The sequence below is a fragment of the Parendozoicomonas haliclonae genome, from assembly GCF_900174585.1.
GTDB lineage: Bacteria > Pseudomonadota > Gammaproteobacteria > Pseudomonadales > Endozoicomonadaceae > Sansalvadorimonas > Sansalvadorimonas haliclonae.
Map to the genome: position 1 here is coordinate 240,693 of NZ_FWPT01000001.1, position 15,678 is coordinate 256,370.

General features: G+C 51.9%; 17 protein-coding genes. 13 read left to right on the forward strand and 4 right to left on the reverse strand.

Annotated elements, in window-relative coordinates; translation table 11 throughout:
- Nucleotides 1-10 precede the first annotated feature (10 nt).
- The 3 genes from EHSB41UT_RS01105 to EHSB41UT_RS01115 all read right to left on the reverse strand — a co-directional run bounded on the left by EHSB41UT_RS01105 (nucleotide 11) and on the right by EHSB41UT_RS01115 (nucleotide 2,969).
- The gene (locus tag EHSB41UT_RS01105; RefSeq protein ID WP_087106049.1) at nucleotides 11-1,351 is read right to left on the reverse strand and encodes a hypothetical protein; all 1,341 of its coding nucleotides are present in this window, start codon (nucleotides 1,349-1,351) and stop codon (nucleotides 11-13) included.
- 87 nt (nucleotides 1,352-1,438) lie between these two features.
- A complete protein-coding gene (locus EHSB41UT_RS01110) occupies nucleotides 1,439-1,930 on the reverse strand; it encodes a bacteriohemerythrin (protein ID WP_087106050.1) in 492 nt (163 codons plus the stop codon).
- Nucleotides 1,931-2,156: 226 nt separating this feature from the next.
- Entirely contained in the window at nucleotides 2,157-2,969 is an 813-nt protein-coding gene (locus EHSB41UT_RS01115; protein ID WP_087106052.1) for an inositol monophosphatase family protein, read from the reverse strand.
- A 276-nt stretch (nucleotides 2,970-3,245) separates the two neighbouring features.
- Between EHSB41UT_RS01115 and EHSB41UT_RS01120 the strand changes: the two genes are divergently transcribed.
- The 12 genes from EHSB41UT_RS01120 (at nucleotide 3,246) to EHSB41UT_RS01175 (ending at nucleotide 13,150) form a co-directional block, all read left to right on the forward strand.
- On the forward strand, nucleotides 3,246-3,995 hold the full coding sequence (locus EHSB41UT_RS01120; RefSeq protein ID WP_087106054.1) for an RNA methyltransferase: 750 nt from the start codon (nucleotides 3,246-3,248) through the stop codon (nucleotides 3,993-3,995).
- Between the two features lie 103 nt (nucleotides 3,996-4,098).
- Complete coding sequence (cysE, locus tag EHSB41UT_RS01125; RefSeq protein WP_087106055.1) at nucleotides 4,099-4,902, forward strand: serine O-acetyltransferase; 804 nt, start codon at nucleotides 4,099-4,101, stop codon at nucleotides 4,900-4,902.
- Nucleotides 4,903-5,206: 304 nt separating this feature from the next.
- A complete protein-coding gene (iscR, locus tag EHSB41UT_RS01130; RefSeq protein WP_087106868.1) occupies nucleotides 5,207-5,707 on the forward strand; it encodes a Fe-S cluster assembly transcriptional regulator IscR in 501 nt (166 codons plus the stop codon).
- Nucleotides 5,708-5,768: 61 nt separating this feature from the next.
- The gene (locus EHSB41UT_RS01135; RefSeq protein ID WP_087106056.1) at nucleotides 5,769-6,983 is read left to right on the forward strand and encodes an IscS subfamily cysteine desulfurase; all 1,215 of its coding nucleotides are present in this window, start codon (nucleotides 5,769-5,771) and stop codon (nucleotides 6,981-6,983) included.
- Nucleotides 6,984-7,082: 99 nt separating this feature from the next.
- Nucleotides 7,083-7,472: a Fe-S cluster assembly scaffold IscU gene (iscU, locus tag EHSB41UT_RS01140; RefSeq protein ID WP_087106057.1), complete on the forward strand. Its 390-nt coding sequence runs from the start codon at nucleotides 7,083-7,085 to the stop codon at nucleotides 7,470-7,472.
- 147 nt (nucleotides 7,473-7,619) lie between these two features.
- Nucleotides 7,620-7,943, forward strand: coding sequence for an iron-sulfur cluster assembly protein IscA (gene iscA, locus EHSB41UT_RS01145; protein WP_087106059.1), 324 nt, complete (start codon nucleotides 7,620-7,622; stop codon nucleotides 7,941-7,943).
- Nucleotides 7,936-8,508 (forward strand): Fe-S protein assembly co-chaperone HscB, encoded by a 573-nt coding sequence (gene hscB / locus EHSB41UT_RS01150; RefSeq protein WP_087106061.1) that lies wholly within the window; start codon nucleotides 7,936-7,938, stop codon nucleotides 8,506-8,508. The genes iscA and hscB overlap by 8 nt, the downstream gene beginning before the upstream one ends.
- A gap of 113 nt (nucleotides 8,509-8,621) precedes the next feature.
- Nucleotides 8,622-10,517: a Fe-S protein assembly chaperone HscA gene (hscA, locus tag EHSB41UT_RS01155; protein WP_087106063.1), complete on the forward strand. Its 1,896-nt coding sequence runs from the start codon at nucleotides 8,622-8,624 to the stop codon at nucleotides 10,515-10,517.
- Between the two features lie 3 nt (nucleotides 10,518-10,520).
- The gene (gene fdx, locus EHSB41UT_RS01160) at nucleotides 10,521-10,868 is read left to right on the forward strand and encodes an ISC system 2Fe-2S type ferredoxin (protein WP_087106065.1); all 348 of its coding nucleotides are present in this window, start codon (nucleotides 10,521-10,523) and stop codon (nucleotides 10,866-10,868) included.
- A complete protein-coding gene (gene iscX / locus EHSB41UT_RS01165; RefSeq protein WP_087106067.1) occupies nucleotides 10,868-11,062 on the forward strand; it encodes a Fe-S cluster assembly protein IscX in 195 nt (64 codons plus the stop codon). The genes fdx and iscX overlap by 1 nt, the downstream gene beginning before the upstream one ends.
- Nucleotides 11,063-11,238: 176 nt before the next feature.
- Complete coding sequence (locus EHSB41UT_RS24405) at nucleotides 11,239-11,706, forward strand: hypothetical protein (protein ID WP_133060338.1); 468 nt, start codon at nucleotides 11,239-11,241, stop codon at nucleotides 11,704-11,706.
- A 142-nt stretch (nucleotides 11,707-11,848) separates the two neighbouring features.
- A complete protein-coding gene (locus EHSB41UT_RS01175; RefSeq protein WP_087106071.1) occupies nucleotides 11,849-13,150 on the forward strand; it encodes an inosine/guanosine kinase in 1,302 nt (433 codons plus the stop codon).
- Nucleotides 13,151-13,207: 57 nt separating this feature from the next.
- On the opposite strand, the gene EHSB41UT_RS01180 is transcribed toward EHSB41UT_RS01175, so the two are convergent.
- Complete coding sequence (locus EHSB41UT_RS01180; protein WP_087106073.1) at nucleotides 13,208-14,581, reverse strand: RING finger protein; 1,374 nt, start codon at nucleotides 14,579-14,581, stop codon at nucleotides 13,208-13,210.
- A gap of 315 nt (nucleotides 14,582-14,896) precedes the next feature.
- Here EHSB41UT_RS01180 and gpt point away from each other — a divergent pair, with 315 nt between their 5' ends.
- The gene (gpt, locus tag EHSB41UT_RS01185; RefSeq protein WP_087106075.1) at nucleotides 14,897-15,355 is read left to right on the forward strand and encodes a xanthine phosphoribosyltransferase; all 459 of its coding nucleotides are present in this window, start codon (nucleotides 14,897-14,899) and stop codon (nucleotides 15,353-15,355) included.
- The last annotated feature ends 323 nt before the right edge of the window (nucleotides 15,356-15,678 follow it).

Genomic DNA, 15,678 nt, shown 5'->3' on the forward strand with positions numbered 1-15,678 from the left:
GTGGATTGAATCAGCAAAGGTAATTGGCATTTCTTGGATAGCAGGAAGCCGTACAGAAGATAGGTTTCCCGTTATCCGTCACCAGTGTCTGGTGAGAAAATGTGGTTGGTGAGAAGCGATCTGGCCAGGTTTCTGCGCAGGCTTCGTGAAACAGGGTGTTCAGGTGTTTGTCGCTTTGTTCAAGAAAGCTGGTCAACTGCTGAAGCTGGGCATCCTGTATTTGTCCCTGCCGGTACAAATCACCGTAATGCTCTCGTAATCCGGCATTTAAGGCTTTCAGTGTTGAAGCCTTGGCAATGATCTGGTGGTTAGGGTTATCCGGATCATAAACAGTCTGCTGTTGGTCCGGGTCGTATTTCACCCCATTGGGAGCTTGAGGTGTTTGTAGTTGTCCCAGTGCGCCGGTGATGGTGCTTTCATCATCAAAGTCAGCGCTGGCCAGAATTTCCTGATTGTTGAGGGCGTATTCCAGAACGGGTTTGCTTAAGTGGCTGTTGTTCAATGGTGGGATCAGAGACTGCAGTTCATCCGGAAGCAGGTGCTGGCTGAGGTTCTGCCAGGTCTGGTTGGTGATCTCTGGTATCCCGGTTTTGACCGGCAATATCCCCTGCAAAAAGCTTCTTTCATTATTGAGGTGATGGGCGGGTGGTGGGAACAGGGCAAGGTCGCTGCGCCATAACAGCTTTCCACGGGCATCCGTCAGCTGAACATTATCGATATGTTCTTCGGTGAAATGTTCTGGCCACTCATTCTGGAGAATGCAGGTTCTCAGATCGCGAAGGTTATGTAGTACGGGGCCTTGCTGACTGTAAGTGATACCAGCCTGCTGTTGCATAATTTCGAGGATGGTGATGGATTCTTCCAGCGCGAGAAGAGCTTTGTGGTTGGGGTTGTCGGTATCAAAGCGCACTTTGACGGGATCAGATCGGTATTGGGCTCCAGATTCTTGTAGCTCTGCGACAATACCTTTAGGAAGTGCAGCCCTTGGGTTGGTGCAGAACATCTCTCGTTCAGCGATAGCCTGCAAAGTGCTTTTATTGATGCTGTTCATTGGGAGATCCTGCAGCTCTCTCAGAATCTCCAGTCGGTTGCCTTCAACTGCAGCAAGCAGCCCTTCGTCGGTCATGGATGTTTGCAGGCAGTCCCTAAGTTTGGTTTGAACGACCGTACTCTCCCGCTCCAGCAATCCTATCTTGCGGGCATGGATAGGTGTCAGAGAGTTGGTATCGTACCTGGGCAGGCTGTGAAAAACAGAAGCCGCTTTTTGCAGATGTTTGTGCTGTGGTGTGCCCGGGTTCTCAATCGGCCTTTGTGGGGGTGGCGAGGGTGTTTTGCCGATATTGGTTGGCATGTCCGTTCCTTGGGCTGGGAAGATCCTGCTTTACAGTGTAAACCATGGGTTTTCTTCCCGGCCGGAACGTAAAAGGGCGATGGAGTATCAGCGTCTATGAAAAAGACGATCCATCCATGAGCGTTGCTCGTAGTTGGCTTTCACCCCTTTCTTCAGCATGTGAGGAGCGTATTCCATATCCTCTTCCATGATGTGTTTGGTCAGCCAGTTCTTGAGGAAGTGCAGAAGCTCAAAGCCGATATGCTTGCCGTTCTGGACTTTGCGGCGGAGTTCGTTGATCTGCTCGATCAGCAGTTCATGGTGGTGCTTGTGGGATTCGTAGTCGGGATAGTCAAGTATCCGCATCAGGCTCTCTTCAACAGAAAAATGGATGCGGGTGTAATCAACCAGTTCATCCAGTATTGTGACTGTCGCTTCATTGCCGTGGTGTTCACGGATCGCAAGGTAGAGTTTATTCAGCAGATCCACCAGAATCTTGTGCTGTTCATCAATCTCCTGGATACCTACGCTCAAGCTGTCAGACCAGGTAATTAATTCTTGTGAACTGCTGACGCTGAGATTTGCCGCTGCGTGTCCCATCGGACTCCCTCCTGTCTAATAATCTGTTTTTAGTCTTATCAAGAAAACGCCCACATATTTGTATGAGTAGGGTGGGGATTTATCGTGCTTGGGGAAGCTGTTTTTCTTGGAGGGGAGTTATTGTGGTGAATACCTATGAAAAGGCTTTGATATGAGTCAATGGAAGGAGGGGTTGTGCCCATTAATGCAGAAAGAACCTGCATTAATGGGCACGAACTGAAGTGAATTACTTCATGTCTTCAGCAACGAAAGGCTGAATGGTGGTCAGGATTTCCTTGAACACCTTCAGGTTGCCACACACGATCTGGCCTTTTTCCATGTGCTTGTTGCCACCACGGAAGTCACCAACCAGACCACCGGCTTCGGTGATAAGCAGGATGCCGGCAGCCATATCCCACTCTTTCAGGCCGAATTCCCAGAAACCGTCGAAACGGCCTGCGGCAACGTAAGCCAGATCCAGAGAGGCAGCACCAGGGCGGCGGATGCCGGCAGTCAGGCCAACCAGACTGCGGAACATGCTCATGTAGTTGTCCAGATAGTTCATCTGGTCCTGACGAAACGGGAAGCCAGTACCCAGCAGGGCGCCGCGCAGGCCCAGACGGTTGGTTACGCGGATGCGGCGGCCGTTCATGGCAGCACCTTTGCCGCGGCTGGCAGTAAATTCTTCGCGGGTTACCGGGTTGTAAACAACAGCGTGTTCAACTTTGCCACGGTATACACAGGCGATGGACACGGCGAAGTGTGGTACGCCGTGAATGAAGTTGGTAGTGCCGTCCAGTGGATCAATAATCCACAGGTAGTCAGCGCCTTCGCCCTGACCTGGTTGATGACCGGTCTCTTCTCCCAGGAAGCCATGGTCAGGGTATGACTTTTTGAGGCTGGCGATAATCGCACGCTCAGAAGCCTTGTCGATTTCAGTCACGTAATCGTTTGGTTCTTTGTTTTGAACCTTGATAACGTCCAGCTGCTCGTAACCTTGGGCAATAATTTCACCCGCCTTGTGCGCAGCGCGCAAGGCCATAGTAACCATTGGTTGCATATTGGGATGTGCGTTTGTGAGGTGTATGAACTTCAGATAATCGAGGGATTATATCACTAGTCGGCATGTTTCACAGCGATGCCCGTAGAAAAAAACAGTTTCACTCAAGAGTGGCTCAATTGTCTGGGCCTCTCTGTCAGGCGTATTGGTGGGCTGAAAGAAAGTCGTCTAACTTGCCATTCATTCCTATTGTTAGGTGCTCTAAACCTGCCAATGCCGAAGAGTTTTGTTAGAATTTCCCGCCTTTAAATTTTGACCCCTTGGTTTTCATACACGATGTCAGTAGAAAATATCCGGATTGTTCTCGTTAACACCACACACCCGGGCAATATCGGGTCTGCCGCCCGGGCCATGAAAACCATGGGGCTGTCGTCCCTGTATCTGGTGGATCCGGTGGACTTCCCATCCGGTGAAGCGCGTGCGCTGTCTTCCGGTGCGACCGACCTGCTGGAAAGCGCCGTTGTTACCCAGACCCTGGAAGAGGCGATTGCTGACTGTGAGCTGGTAATTGGTGCCAGTGCGCGGGTGCGCGGTATTTCTCTGGAGCTGACCGATCCCCGTGATACTGCGCAGGTGGCAGTGTCTGAGGCGTCAACGGGTCGTAAGGTGGCGCTGGTGTTTGGTCGGGAAGATCGTGGCCTTACCAACGAAGAGCTGCGTCTGTGTCATCGTCAGGTGCATATCCCTTCGGTTGCTGAGTTCAGCTCCCTGAATCTTGCGGCTTCTGTTCAGGTGCTGGCTTATGAGTTGCGTATGACTTCTCTGTCTCACGAAGGTGAGGCGAGTGTTCCAGAGGTACGGGAATATGAGCTTGCCTCTTCTGAGCAGATGGAGAGTTTCTATACCCATCTGCGCGATATGTTGAATGATGTAGGCTTTTTCAAAAGCTGTAATCCGGAAAAAATTATGGCCAAGTTGCGCCGTATTTATGGACGCAGCCGTCTGGATCGGATGGAATACAACATTATGCGAGGCATCCTGACGGAAACGCAGGCCGCGGTAAAAAATCTTCGCAAGCCGTCGTAGTAAAAGAGTCGTAGTAAAAGAAAAACAGGCACCAGTCGAATCACACGTCTGCAATGGTGCCAGAGTTGTGAGTAACAGGATCGGAAAACAGGAATGCTTCACCATGTTTGAAAGGATACGTGAAGATGTACGCAGCGTGCTGGATCGAGATCCGGCCGCACGAAACACCTTTGAAGTTCTGACCAACTACCCGGGCGTGCATGCTTTGCTGATGCACCGTCTGGCTCATGCGCTCTGGTGTCGGGACTGGAAATGGGTGGCACGTATCATTTCCAGTTTCTCCCGCTGGTTTACCGGTATTGAGATTCACCCGGGCGCCACCATTGGTCGTCGTTTCTTTATTGACCACGGTATGGGTGTGGTGATTGGTGAGACAGCCGAGATTGGTGATGATGTCACTCTTTATCAGGGTGTGACCCTCGGTGGTACCAGTCTGAACGGTGGCAAACGTCACCCGACTCTGGAGGATGGAGTGGTGTGCGGTGCTGGTGCCAAGGTTCTCGGCCCGTTCACTGTCGGTAAAGAGGCCAAGGTGGGTTCTAATGCTGTTGTGGTCAAACCGGTACCTGCCGGCGCAACGGTTGTTGGCATTCCTGGCCGGATTGTCAGGCGCCAGCCTGTGGTTGGGGATGCCCAGCAGGAAGTGGCTCAGAAGATTGGTTTTGATGCCTACGCGATAACCCGGGAGATGCCAGACCCAACGGCGCATGCCATCAATGCCATGCTGGATCACATCAAGGCCGTGGATGCGCGTTTTGAAGCACTTTGTTGCACCCTCAAAGAGAAAGGCGTCGACTGCGGAGACATCTCCCTGCCAGAATTGAGACGGGAAGACTTTGAGTCGGTTACCAGTGCGGATGACTCCGAGGCTACCAAAGAGTCATCTCTGGATAGTGCCAGTCTCTGATTGCTGATAAAGCCGGGTTTTATATGAATTTCGGCTATTTCAATTAGTTTTGTTATACTGCCACTCCCCTTCGGTGGCAGCCCTGTTTTTGGGCGGCAAAGCCCGGTCCAGCGCGCTTTTTCATTTAGTTGACTAAAATACTCAGGTATTGGATAATCCGCCCGTAAACTCGGCACGTAACCATATTTAAAGCGATTGTGTGGTTGTTTCTGCTGCTGATTGCGCAGATTTTGCCGGGGTTCTATAGGGATTCGTTATACAGGGTGCTCCGGTTGGGCATCTATGGATGGGGTCAAGCGAATATATGCGTCTCACTACCAAGGGCCGTTATGCGGTGACAGCGATGCTTGATCTGGCGTTACACGCTGGTAGTGGTCCCGTGGCTCTGGCGGATATCTCTGAGCGTCAGGGTATTTCGCTCTCCTATCTGGAACAGTTGTTTGCCAAGCTGCGTCGCAAGCAGCTGGTCAGCAGTGTTCGTGGCCCTGGTGGTGGTTATCGCCTCGGGCGCGATACCAGCGAAATCGGTATTGCCGAAGTTATTGATGCAGTTGATGAGTCTGTTGATGCAACTCGCTGTCATGGCAGTGAAGGCTGCCAGCAGGGCGATGTCTGCCTGACTCATCATCTGTGGTGTGATCTCAGTGAGCAGATACACGCGTTTCTCAGTGGTATCACTCTCAGGGATCTTGTAGAGCGAAAGGAAGTTCGCTCTGTTGCCGAACGGCAGGATAGGGAACAGGAAGAAACCCGCAAACTGAATGCTGAGAGTGAAGAGCACCGAATTTCCATCGAGTCGCTCTAGCCTGTTGTTCCCGCTGTTACCTGATGACAGTGGGCCGTAAATATCCGGGAGAGAACATAGAATGAAACTGCCGATTTATCTCGATTACGCCGCGACTACGCCGGTCGATCCACGAGTGGCAGAGAAAATGGTGCAGTGTCTGACCAATGAAGGAAACTTTGGTAACCCTGCGTCACGTTCCCACGTTTTTGGTTGGAAAGCGGAAGAAGCCAGCGAAAACGCCCGTTCCCAGGTTGCCGAACTGATCAATGCGGACCCTCGCGAGATCGTCTGGACTTCCGGTGCCACTGAATCCGATAACCTTGCCATCAAGGGTGTTGCTCACTTCTACAAGCGCAACGGCAAGCACATTATTACCTCCAAGCTGGAACACAAGGCAGTCCTGGACACCTGTCGTCAGCTGGAGCGTGAAGGTTATGAAGTCACTTACCTTGAGCCAGGCACCGACGGCATTATCACGCCTGAGCTGGTTGAAGGTGCGCTGCGTGAAGACACGATTCTCGTCTCGCTCATGCACGTGAATAATGAGATCGGTACTGTGACCGATATTGCCGCGATCGGTGAAATTACCCGTCCGCGCAAGATTGTTTTCCATGTTGATGCAGCCCAGAGCCTTGGCCGTCTGCCACTCGATATGAATGAACTGAAAGTTGACCTGATGTCTTTCTCCGGTCACAAGGTTTATGGCCCTAAGGGTATCGGCGCTCTGTATGTTCGTCGTAAGCCACGTATCCGTCTGGAAGCCCAGATGCACGGTGGTGGTCATGAGCGTGGTATGCGTTCCGGTACTCTGGCAGTTCACCAGATTGTTGGTATGGGCGAAGCCTGTGCAATTCTGAAAAACGAACTGCAGGCGGACGCCGAGCGTGCCGAGCGTCTGAAGCAGCGTTTCCTAGGCCAGCTGGATGGTATGGAAGAAGTTCATATCAACGGTTCTGCTACCCAGCGTGTGCCTGGTGTTCTGAACGTTAGCTTCAACTTTGTTGAAGGTGAATCTCTCATCATGTCCCTGCGTGATATCGCGGTGTCTTCCGGTTCTGCCTGTACTTCAGCCAGTCTGGAACCATCCTACGTGCTGCGTGCGCTGGGTCTGAATGATGAAATGGCGCACAGCTCCCTGCGTTTCAGCTTTGGTCGCTTCACTACAGAAGAAGAAGTTGATCATGCAGCTGCCCAGGTTCGTGCGGCGGTTGAGAAACTGCGTGACCTGTCTCCGCTTTGGGATATGTACAAAGACGGCGTGGATCTGAGCAAGGTTGAGTGGGTCGCTCACTAAGCGACATACAGGAATTTATCGGGCGGTGGAGCGAATGCAGCCTCCACCGCAACGGGAATATGAAGTCTGCATCGGGTATGCGGGCTGGAGGATAGACTCATGGCTTACAGCGAAAAAGTAATCGACCACTACGAGAATCCACGCAACGTTGGCAAGATGGATGACAAGGATCCATCTGTTGGCACCGGCATGGTGGGTGCACCGGCGTGTGGTGACGTAATGCGTCTGCAGATCAAGGTTGATGAAACCGGTGTTATTGAAGACGCCAAGTTCAAAACCTATGGCTGTGGCTCTGCTATCGCTTCCAGCTCTCTGGCTACCGAGTGGATGAAAGGCCGTACTCTGGATGAAGCGGCAGAAATCCGTAACACCCAGATCGCTGAAGAGCTGGCTCTGCCTCCGGTTAAGATCCACTGCTCCGTGCTGGCAGAAGATGCTATCAAGGCAGCGATCGACGATTACCGTAAGAAAAACGATAGCGCTGCCTGAACCGGCAGTCTGTAAACCTGCTCCGGCGCGAATATAAAGAGTGCGACGCTGCAGGTTTTTGAGTATCACAGGTGCTGCCTGTCATGCTCTCAGGTCTGGAATCCCCCCTGACCGTTCTCAGGGGTTGCAACGTCATCAGGAAGTTTCATGGCAGTCAGTTTAACCGAAGCCGCAGCAAAACATATTCGTCGTCAGCTGGACGGACGAGGAAAAGGCCTTGGCATCCGTCTTGGGGTCAAGACCAGCGGTTGTTCCGGGATGGCTTATGTTCTGGAGTTTGTTGACCAGGCAAACCCGGAAGATGAAGCGTTCGAGTTTTTTGGTGAGACTGTTTTTGTTGATCCGAAAAGCCTGGTTTATCTTGATGGCACTGAGCTTGATTTCGTTAAGGAAGGCCTGAACGAAGGTTTCCAGTTCAACAACCCTAATATCTCCAGTGAATGCGGCTGCGGCGAAAGCTTTAATGTCTGATATTCCCTTCTCTGATCACACCGGTGGTGTAGATCTGCGTTCCAATTATTTTGAGCTGTTCGGTATTCCCGTCGGCTATGATGTGGAACGCTCCGCGATTCAGCCACGTTATCTTGAGCTTCAGCGTGTGGTTCACCCGGATCGTTTTGCCGGTTTGGGTGAGCGCGGGCAGCGTCTGGCCATTCAGTATGCTGCCTTTGTAAATGAAGCCTTTGATACACTCTGCTCCCCACTGAAACGTGCGCTTTATCTGCTGGAAGTGTCTGGTCATCCTGTTGATGTTGAACGCAACACAGTTATGGATGCAGCCTTTCTGATGGAGCAGATGTCCCTGCGCGAAGAGTTGAGTGAAGTGCGTGACAGTGCTGATCCTGAGGCGGCTGTTGAGTCGGTGCGGGAGAATGCCGAAGCCATGATGGATGCTCTGAAAGACGAGTTTGTCCGTCTGTGGCAAGAAGGCGAAACCGGATATGAGCAGGCTGCGGACTGTGCCCGTAAGATGCACTTCGCAGAAAAGCTGCTGGACGAAGCTGAACAGCTGGAAGAAGAGATACTCGACAGCTGATGTATTGTGATGTTCGCCGGTAGTGATTAATGGCGAACATCAACAACTGATTAAGACGTTATTACTCGATATCACCGCCGCTATTCGTGATAGATGGCTGGTTAGGAAGGACCATGTTACTGCAGATATCCGAGCCGGGTCAGAGCCCTGATCCCCATCAGCGCAAGCTGGCCGTTGGGATTGATCTTGGTACCACCAACTCTCTGGTTGCCACTGTGCGCAGTGGTACAGCAGAAACACTGCCCAATATCTCCGGTGAGCACCTCCTCCCATCTGTCGTTCATTATGGCAGTGATTGCACCATTACCGGTGTCGATGCCCGTCGTCTGGCGGCTGAAGATCCCCTGAATACCATTATCTCTGTTAAGCGCTTTATGGGGCGTGGTATTAACGATATCCATGCTCTTGATGATGTACTGCCTTACAACTTTACCCGTACCGATCAGGGTATGCCGTTTATTCAGACGGTACAGGGTGAAAAGAGCCCGGTTCAGGTTTCTGCGGAAATTCTGAAAACCCTGCGCCGCCGTGCCGAGGATTCTCTCGGTGGTGATCTTCTCGGCGCGGTTATCACTGTTCCTGCCTATTTCGACGATGCCCAGCGTCAGGCTACTAAAGATGCAGCCCGTCTGGCTGGTCTTAAGGTTTTGCGTCTGCTGAATGAGCCGACTGCCGCTGCTGTGGCCTACGGTCTTGATCAGGGTGGTGAAGGCACTATCGCGGTTTATGATCTCGGTGGCGGTACCTTTGATATCTCCATCCTGCGTTTGCACAAAGGTGTATTCGAGGTGTTGGCGACCGGTGGTGATACCGCACTGGGTGGTGATGATTTCGATAATGCTGTCGCTGGCTGGATTCTGCAGGAAGCCGGTTTGAAGATGGCTGACCTGTGCCCGAGAGGGCAGCGTAAAGTGCTGGATGCCGCCTGCGCCGCCAAAATTGCCTTAAGCGATAACGAGACGACCACTGTTGCCTTTAGAAGCTGGCAGGGTGAGTTCACCCGCGAGCAGTTTAATAGTCTGATTGATCCTTTGATCGACCAGACCCTGAAGAGCGTAAAGAAGTCCCTGCGTGATGCGAAGCTCAAGGCAGTGGATATCGATAACGTGGTGATGGTTGGCGGTTCGACCCGCGTTCTGCGTGTGCGCGAACGTGTTGCCGAGCTGATCGGCAAGCAGCCACTGACCAGTATCGATCCGGATCGTGTGGTTGCCATTGGTGCTGCATTGCAGGCGGATGTTCTGGTTGGCAACAAGTCTTCCGATGATCTTCTGCTGCTGGATGTGATTCCTCTGTCCCTTGGTCTGGAAACCATGGGCGGCCTGATGGAGAAGGTGATTCATCGTAACACCACTATCCCTGTGGCCCGTGCTCAGGAATTCACCACGTTCAAGGATGGTCAGACTGCTATGGCTATCCATGTCCTTCAGGGTGAGCGTGAGGTGATCGATGCTAACCGCTCTCTGGCTCGCTTTGTGCTGAATGGTATTCCGCCAATGCCTGCCGGTATGGCCCGTATTCGGGTGACCTTCCAGGTTGATGCTGATGGTTTGTTGAGCGTGAGTGCCCGCGAGCTGTCCAGTGGTGTTGAAGCCACTATCGAGATCAAGCCGTCCTATGGTTTGTCCGAAGGCCAGATAGCCGATATGCTGCAGGATTCCTATGCATTCGCGCAGGAAGATAAAGACGCCCGCCGGCTGTTGGAAGCACGGGTGGAAGCGGAACGAATTTTTGAGGCGCTGGAAAGCGCCCTGAAAAAAGATGGTGATACTCTGCTGAGTTCTGAAGAGTATGAGCATCTGACTAACGAGGCGCGTCGTCTTGCTCAGGCAACAAAGAGTAATGATAATGCCTTTATCACGCAGGTAACCGAAGACGTTGCCAAGGCCTCGGAAGTGTTTGCAAGCCGTAGAATGAATGCCGGTATTCATAAGGCGCTGTCCGGGCACACTGTGCAGGACCTGGCCGATGAGGTGTCGGGTACACAAAATGACGGGCCGGAGGAGTAAGTCATGGCCGAGTTAACCCGGGTTGTCTTTTTACCCCATGATGAAATCTGTCCAGAAGGTGCGGTGGTTGAAGTTGAGCCGGGCACCAGCATTCTGGATGCAGCACTGTCTGAAGGCATTGTGATTGAGCATGCCTGCGAGAAGTCCTGTGCCTGTACCACCTGTCACGTGATTGTGCGTGAAGGCTTTGATTCTCTGGAAGAGTCTGATGAGCTGGAAGACGATCTGCTCGATAAGGCGTGGGGGCTTGAGCCTGAATCCCGCCTGAGCTGTCAGGCTTTCGTGGCCGACGAAGAGCTGGTTGTCGAAATTCCACGCTATACCATCAACCAGGTGTCGGAGAAGCACTGATGAAATGGTCTGATATCCAGGATATTGCTATTGAGCTCACCGAAGCCAAGCCGGATGTTGATCCTCGTTACGTGAACTTTGTTGATCTGCGTAACTGGATTATCGAACTGGAAGACTTTGATGATGATCCGGAGCGCTGCGGGGAAAAAATCCTTGAAGCGGTCCAGATGGCCTGGATTGAAGAGATGGATTGACGGTAAGGTCTTTTGAAGAAAAGCGGCTCACTCAGGTGGGCCGCTTTTTTTATGGGGAGATAAATTGTTAGGGCTGCTAACGGGCTGGTTAGAGCGAGGATTGTCCCTGAACTTCTAACGCTGTTGTTACTCCAAATTACATAATCCAGAGATGGGCAGTTTTTAAGGAGAGCGTCATGGCCAGCCGATACGTGACAACGGATGGGATAGGGCAAAGGCAGAATTCTGTACCGAATCGGCGTGAGTTATCCTCGCTGGATGGTTCGTCTGATGTGGGTATTTGTAATGGACGTACTGTCACTCGGCAGTGTCAGTCAATGCCAGTGTCGGTTCCTGGGGAATCAGGTGTGATGGCCCATGAGCGCCGTCTTATGGAGCGATTTACAGTGGCGCGGAACAAGGTTGTAGCGTTGGGGCTTGGGCCGCAGGACAGTTGCTTTGCCCCACTCGTCAGCCAGGTTAATTTCGCAAGCGACAGCGATCCTGAAATTCCTCTCTATGCCATTATGATTGCAGATGGTCGTATTGATAAGGCCGCATTGGATAAGGCCGTCGAAGTGGCCCGTCGGAGAGGCTTATCGAGTACAACCCGAGCTCATCTTCAACTTGCTGCTGAGATGCAGGGTGGTTATACCGCATCCTGAAACATCTACACATCCTAAGTGTATATCGTCTCTAGCCACGTCCGTGGCAGAGGCGTAAAATTCGCGGCCTCTCAAACGCTGGTCATAAACTGTCCAGTTGTTGTCATCATTCCCTGTTGTCGCCCTTGAAGGCTGGTGATCCATGAAGTTTCCTGGTCAGCGGAAAATCAAACACTATTTTCCTGTCAATGCAGATAACCGCTTTGATCGTGAAAGCGTGGCCTTCGGTCATGTGAATACCTATGTTACTGGCATCGATCAAAACATGGTCGATATTACTGCCCAGGTAGACGACGCAGTGCTGGAAGAGTTTGGCCTGCTCAAGGGCGTTTCCCAGTTGCTGGCGGATGACGCCGCTGCCGAGCGTCTTTACACCTATCTGCTCAAGCATGAACTGATTGAAGAAGAGTTTGCCGGTGGAACCATTGGCAACACCCTGCATAACTATTCTGTGCTTGCTGACGACAGCTCCATCCAGTTTGGGGTGATGAGCGAGAATATCATTATCGGCACTTCCGCCTACCGCTATCTCTGTAACACCAGCAGTAAGGTTGATCTGACTCACCTGCAGCCGGTGTCCGGTGCCATTGGTCGTGCTTTTGCACTGATTACCCCGGATGGTGAGCGTACCTTTGGTATCAGCCCGGGGATGATGAACGAGCTGAGCGCACGTTATATTCCGAGTGATGTTGTTGCTGGTGGCTCTGCACTGCTGCTGTGTGCCTACACTCTGGCAAACCCTGACCTGCCGATTTATGACGCCACTGTGAAAGCGGCTCAAGTCGCTAAGGAAAACCATGTTCCGGTAGTTATGACCATGGGCTCCCGTCAGATGGTGGCGGCACGTCGTGAGGAGTTCACTGCTTTTCTGGATGAGTATGTGAACGTGGCTGCCATGAATGAGGAGGAGGCTGAGGCTCTGACCGGTCTTGGTGATCCTCTAATGGCCAGCGAGGCGATTCTTGATCTTGTGGATATGGTTCTGCTGACGGCCGGCCCGGCTGGTCTGTATCTGAGCGGCTACTCTGATCGGGACCTGCTGCGTCAGTCCAACAACCCGATTCGCTCCGGATCTATTGGTGACTTCAACCGCTATGAGTTCAGCCGTCCGATGCTACGTGCTCAGTGTGAGGATGCGGTGAAAGTCTTCGCCCAGATTGATCCTTACATGGGTGGACCGGAGCGCATCAGTAATACCAATGGTGCGGGTGATGGTGCTCTGGCAGCGGTTGTGCACGATATTGCAGCTAACGACTTCCACCGCAAGGTGCTGCCGACCTCCGGCAAGCATGTGAATCAGTATCTGACTTACTCCTCCTTCGCTCAGGTCTGCAAGTATGCCAACCGGGTGAGCTACCAGGTGCTGGCGCAGAGTTCGCCGCGTCTGTCCCGCGGTTTGCCGGAACGTGAAGATAGTCTGGAAGAAGCTTACTGGGATCGTTAAGCTCTGATCAGGCTTCTTCGCTTCTGCACGTCTGTTTCCCGAAGGGTTGTGGGTTCTTCAGAGTCCGCTGCCTTTCGGATATCTATGCACAATGCCGAGCTCACTGCTGGCAATGCCGGCTGCCGGGATCATGGAGTTGCTATGAAGCGTGATGTCAGATGATTTGTAGAGGGTTATCCCATGGGGCATGGTGTTGTGAATCTGGCAATGGCTCACCGTTTGTGACGTGCTTACAAGAACAAGAATTCCCTGCTCATTACTGCATTCTATGGTGATACCCATCAGCGAAGCGTCACGCAGCACAACATGGGGAGGCCAGCCCAGTTGGTCTTGGGCAGAGCGAATGCAGGATTCATCGGCCCGCCCTGATGTGCATGACCAATTCTTATTTTTATCCGCACTGTTATTGTTTGAATCTCCCTTTATCACCGCCCTGGGTGTGTTTGGATAAAAGTTGCGACCGCTAATCTTTATTGGTGTCAGGCTGCCAATAAATGTGCCTCCTTCCAGCGATAACCAATCTTCTTGGTTGTTATAGCTCCCTGTCAGCAATATGAGTGGTCGTGCTGCAGAGCTTCCCTGTTGCGAAAATATAAGTCCGGACTGATCCAGAAAGGCAGGGTTGGTCTCGTAACTGGCCAGATTGATGATGATTACTTCCGAGAATGATCTTGCCGGAAGGATATCCACGGTGGCATCAAGATCTTTTAATAACGCCAGCTGTTCATTCAATTGGGCTTGATTCAATGTTGCTGAAAAAAGGTGCTTTCTGAAAGCGTCCAAAACCTGTTCTCCCAGAGTCATGGATGGGGTCAGGCTGGCACAGTTTTCCCGAGCGTACTGAAGGAGTTTGGTGAGGTCTGTGGTGTCGGGTTTAGTGTCGTTCCCGTCAGGCGCTTTTTTCTGAAGAGGTTGTGGGCAATAAAAGGCCAGATGTCTTTTTCGGCTGTTCAGGCGATATTGCTGAAGACAGTCGTCACATTGTGTCAGGCGATGATCACACGCAATACGCTGGTGTTCCTCCAGTTGTGAGCGAAACATCTTCTGACCACAGAGTAGCGGACACCAGTGTTCTTTCTTAGGGCAGGTTTCTGATTGATGGATTTCGATATCCGTCAGTGAAAGGTCGCTGCCGCAATTTTGGGGGCACTGGACTGTTATCAGATCAATCAGTACGTTCGCTGATCGTTCCGTTTCACGGGTGCTCAGATCATTGTGCAAAGGACTTCTGCAGGAGGGGCAGTCCTGTACTGCAATTTGCCATTCGGTAATGCATCTTCGGCAGTAAATATGGTGATTCGCACAAGCTTCAACCGGTTGGCTGAACAAACTTTTGCAGATCCCGCAGGTCGCTTTTTCGATAATGCTGGTCAGGGTTCTGTTATTTTCTGTGGTGTTGTACGACTGGCCTCGGTACTCGATTGAATTCATGGCCGGGTTCCTTATACTTGTGCGCCTCCTTTTGATCAGTCCCGCTGGGGCAGGTTCCCTTTTTGTCAGTGCTTTTTACCGGTTTGCCAGTAACTTGCTGTCGGGGAGGAGGTCGGGTGTGGAAGTTTTCGGAGCCAGCCTGACAGATGTCTGGTGTTTTCGTCGTAACCTTCGCGCGTACGGTATCGTGCGTGGAAATTGCGCATGGAGGTAACGGTTGCCTCTTTCTAGAATGCCCGTCAGTTTTCGTACAGCGTTGTCCGGGTGACAGCGCTGTGAATCAATACCAAAAAAAGTTGTAATCAGGATATCGCTATGGCCGAAGCCGCAGACCATCAAGGCTCATACCACCAGGAAATGCACATCTCCTGGGAAGAGTTTCACCGTGATGCCCGGGCACTGGCAGAAATGCTGAAGGACCGCGAGTGGAAAGGCATGCTGGCGATCACCCGTGGTGGCCTTGGCCCTGCAACCGTTCTGTCCCGTGAGCTGGATATTACTCATGTGGATACCATCTGCATCACCAGCTACGATCATCAGGATCAGGGTGAGCTGCAGCTGCTGAAGAGCATCAGTCTGGAAGATGGCGGTGAAGGCTGGCTGGTTGTTGATGATCTGGTTGATACCGGCAAGACAATCCAGCTGGTCAAGGAAATCCTGCCTCAGGCGCACGTGGCTGCCCTGTACGCCAAGCCAAAAGGCGAGGATATGGCAGATACCTACCTGACCCGTGTGGATCAGAAATGCTGGGTTTTCTTCCCCTGGGAAGAGTGATGTTTGAATGCACATTTTGCTGTAGGCATATGTGTTTGTAATTGTACGATTTTCCTGGCGTTTGCTCGCTAAACGGAGGGGGTTCAGTTAGAATCGCCTCGTTCAAATCAAGCACCCCCGCACAACCACGAAACCCCAGCACTCGCAGGGGTTTTTTTATTTTCTCGATATTGGCAGTGCAAATATAAATTGCTAGGCCATACATATTCATTTGCCCAAAATTTGCCCGATAGTATCGACACAGCCTATATACGGAGATTATAGGCTGGGGTAATATTCCACGCCCAAGCTCGAAACTAATAACAAGCAACTAGAAACGAACA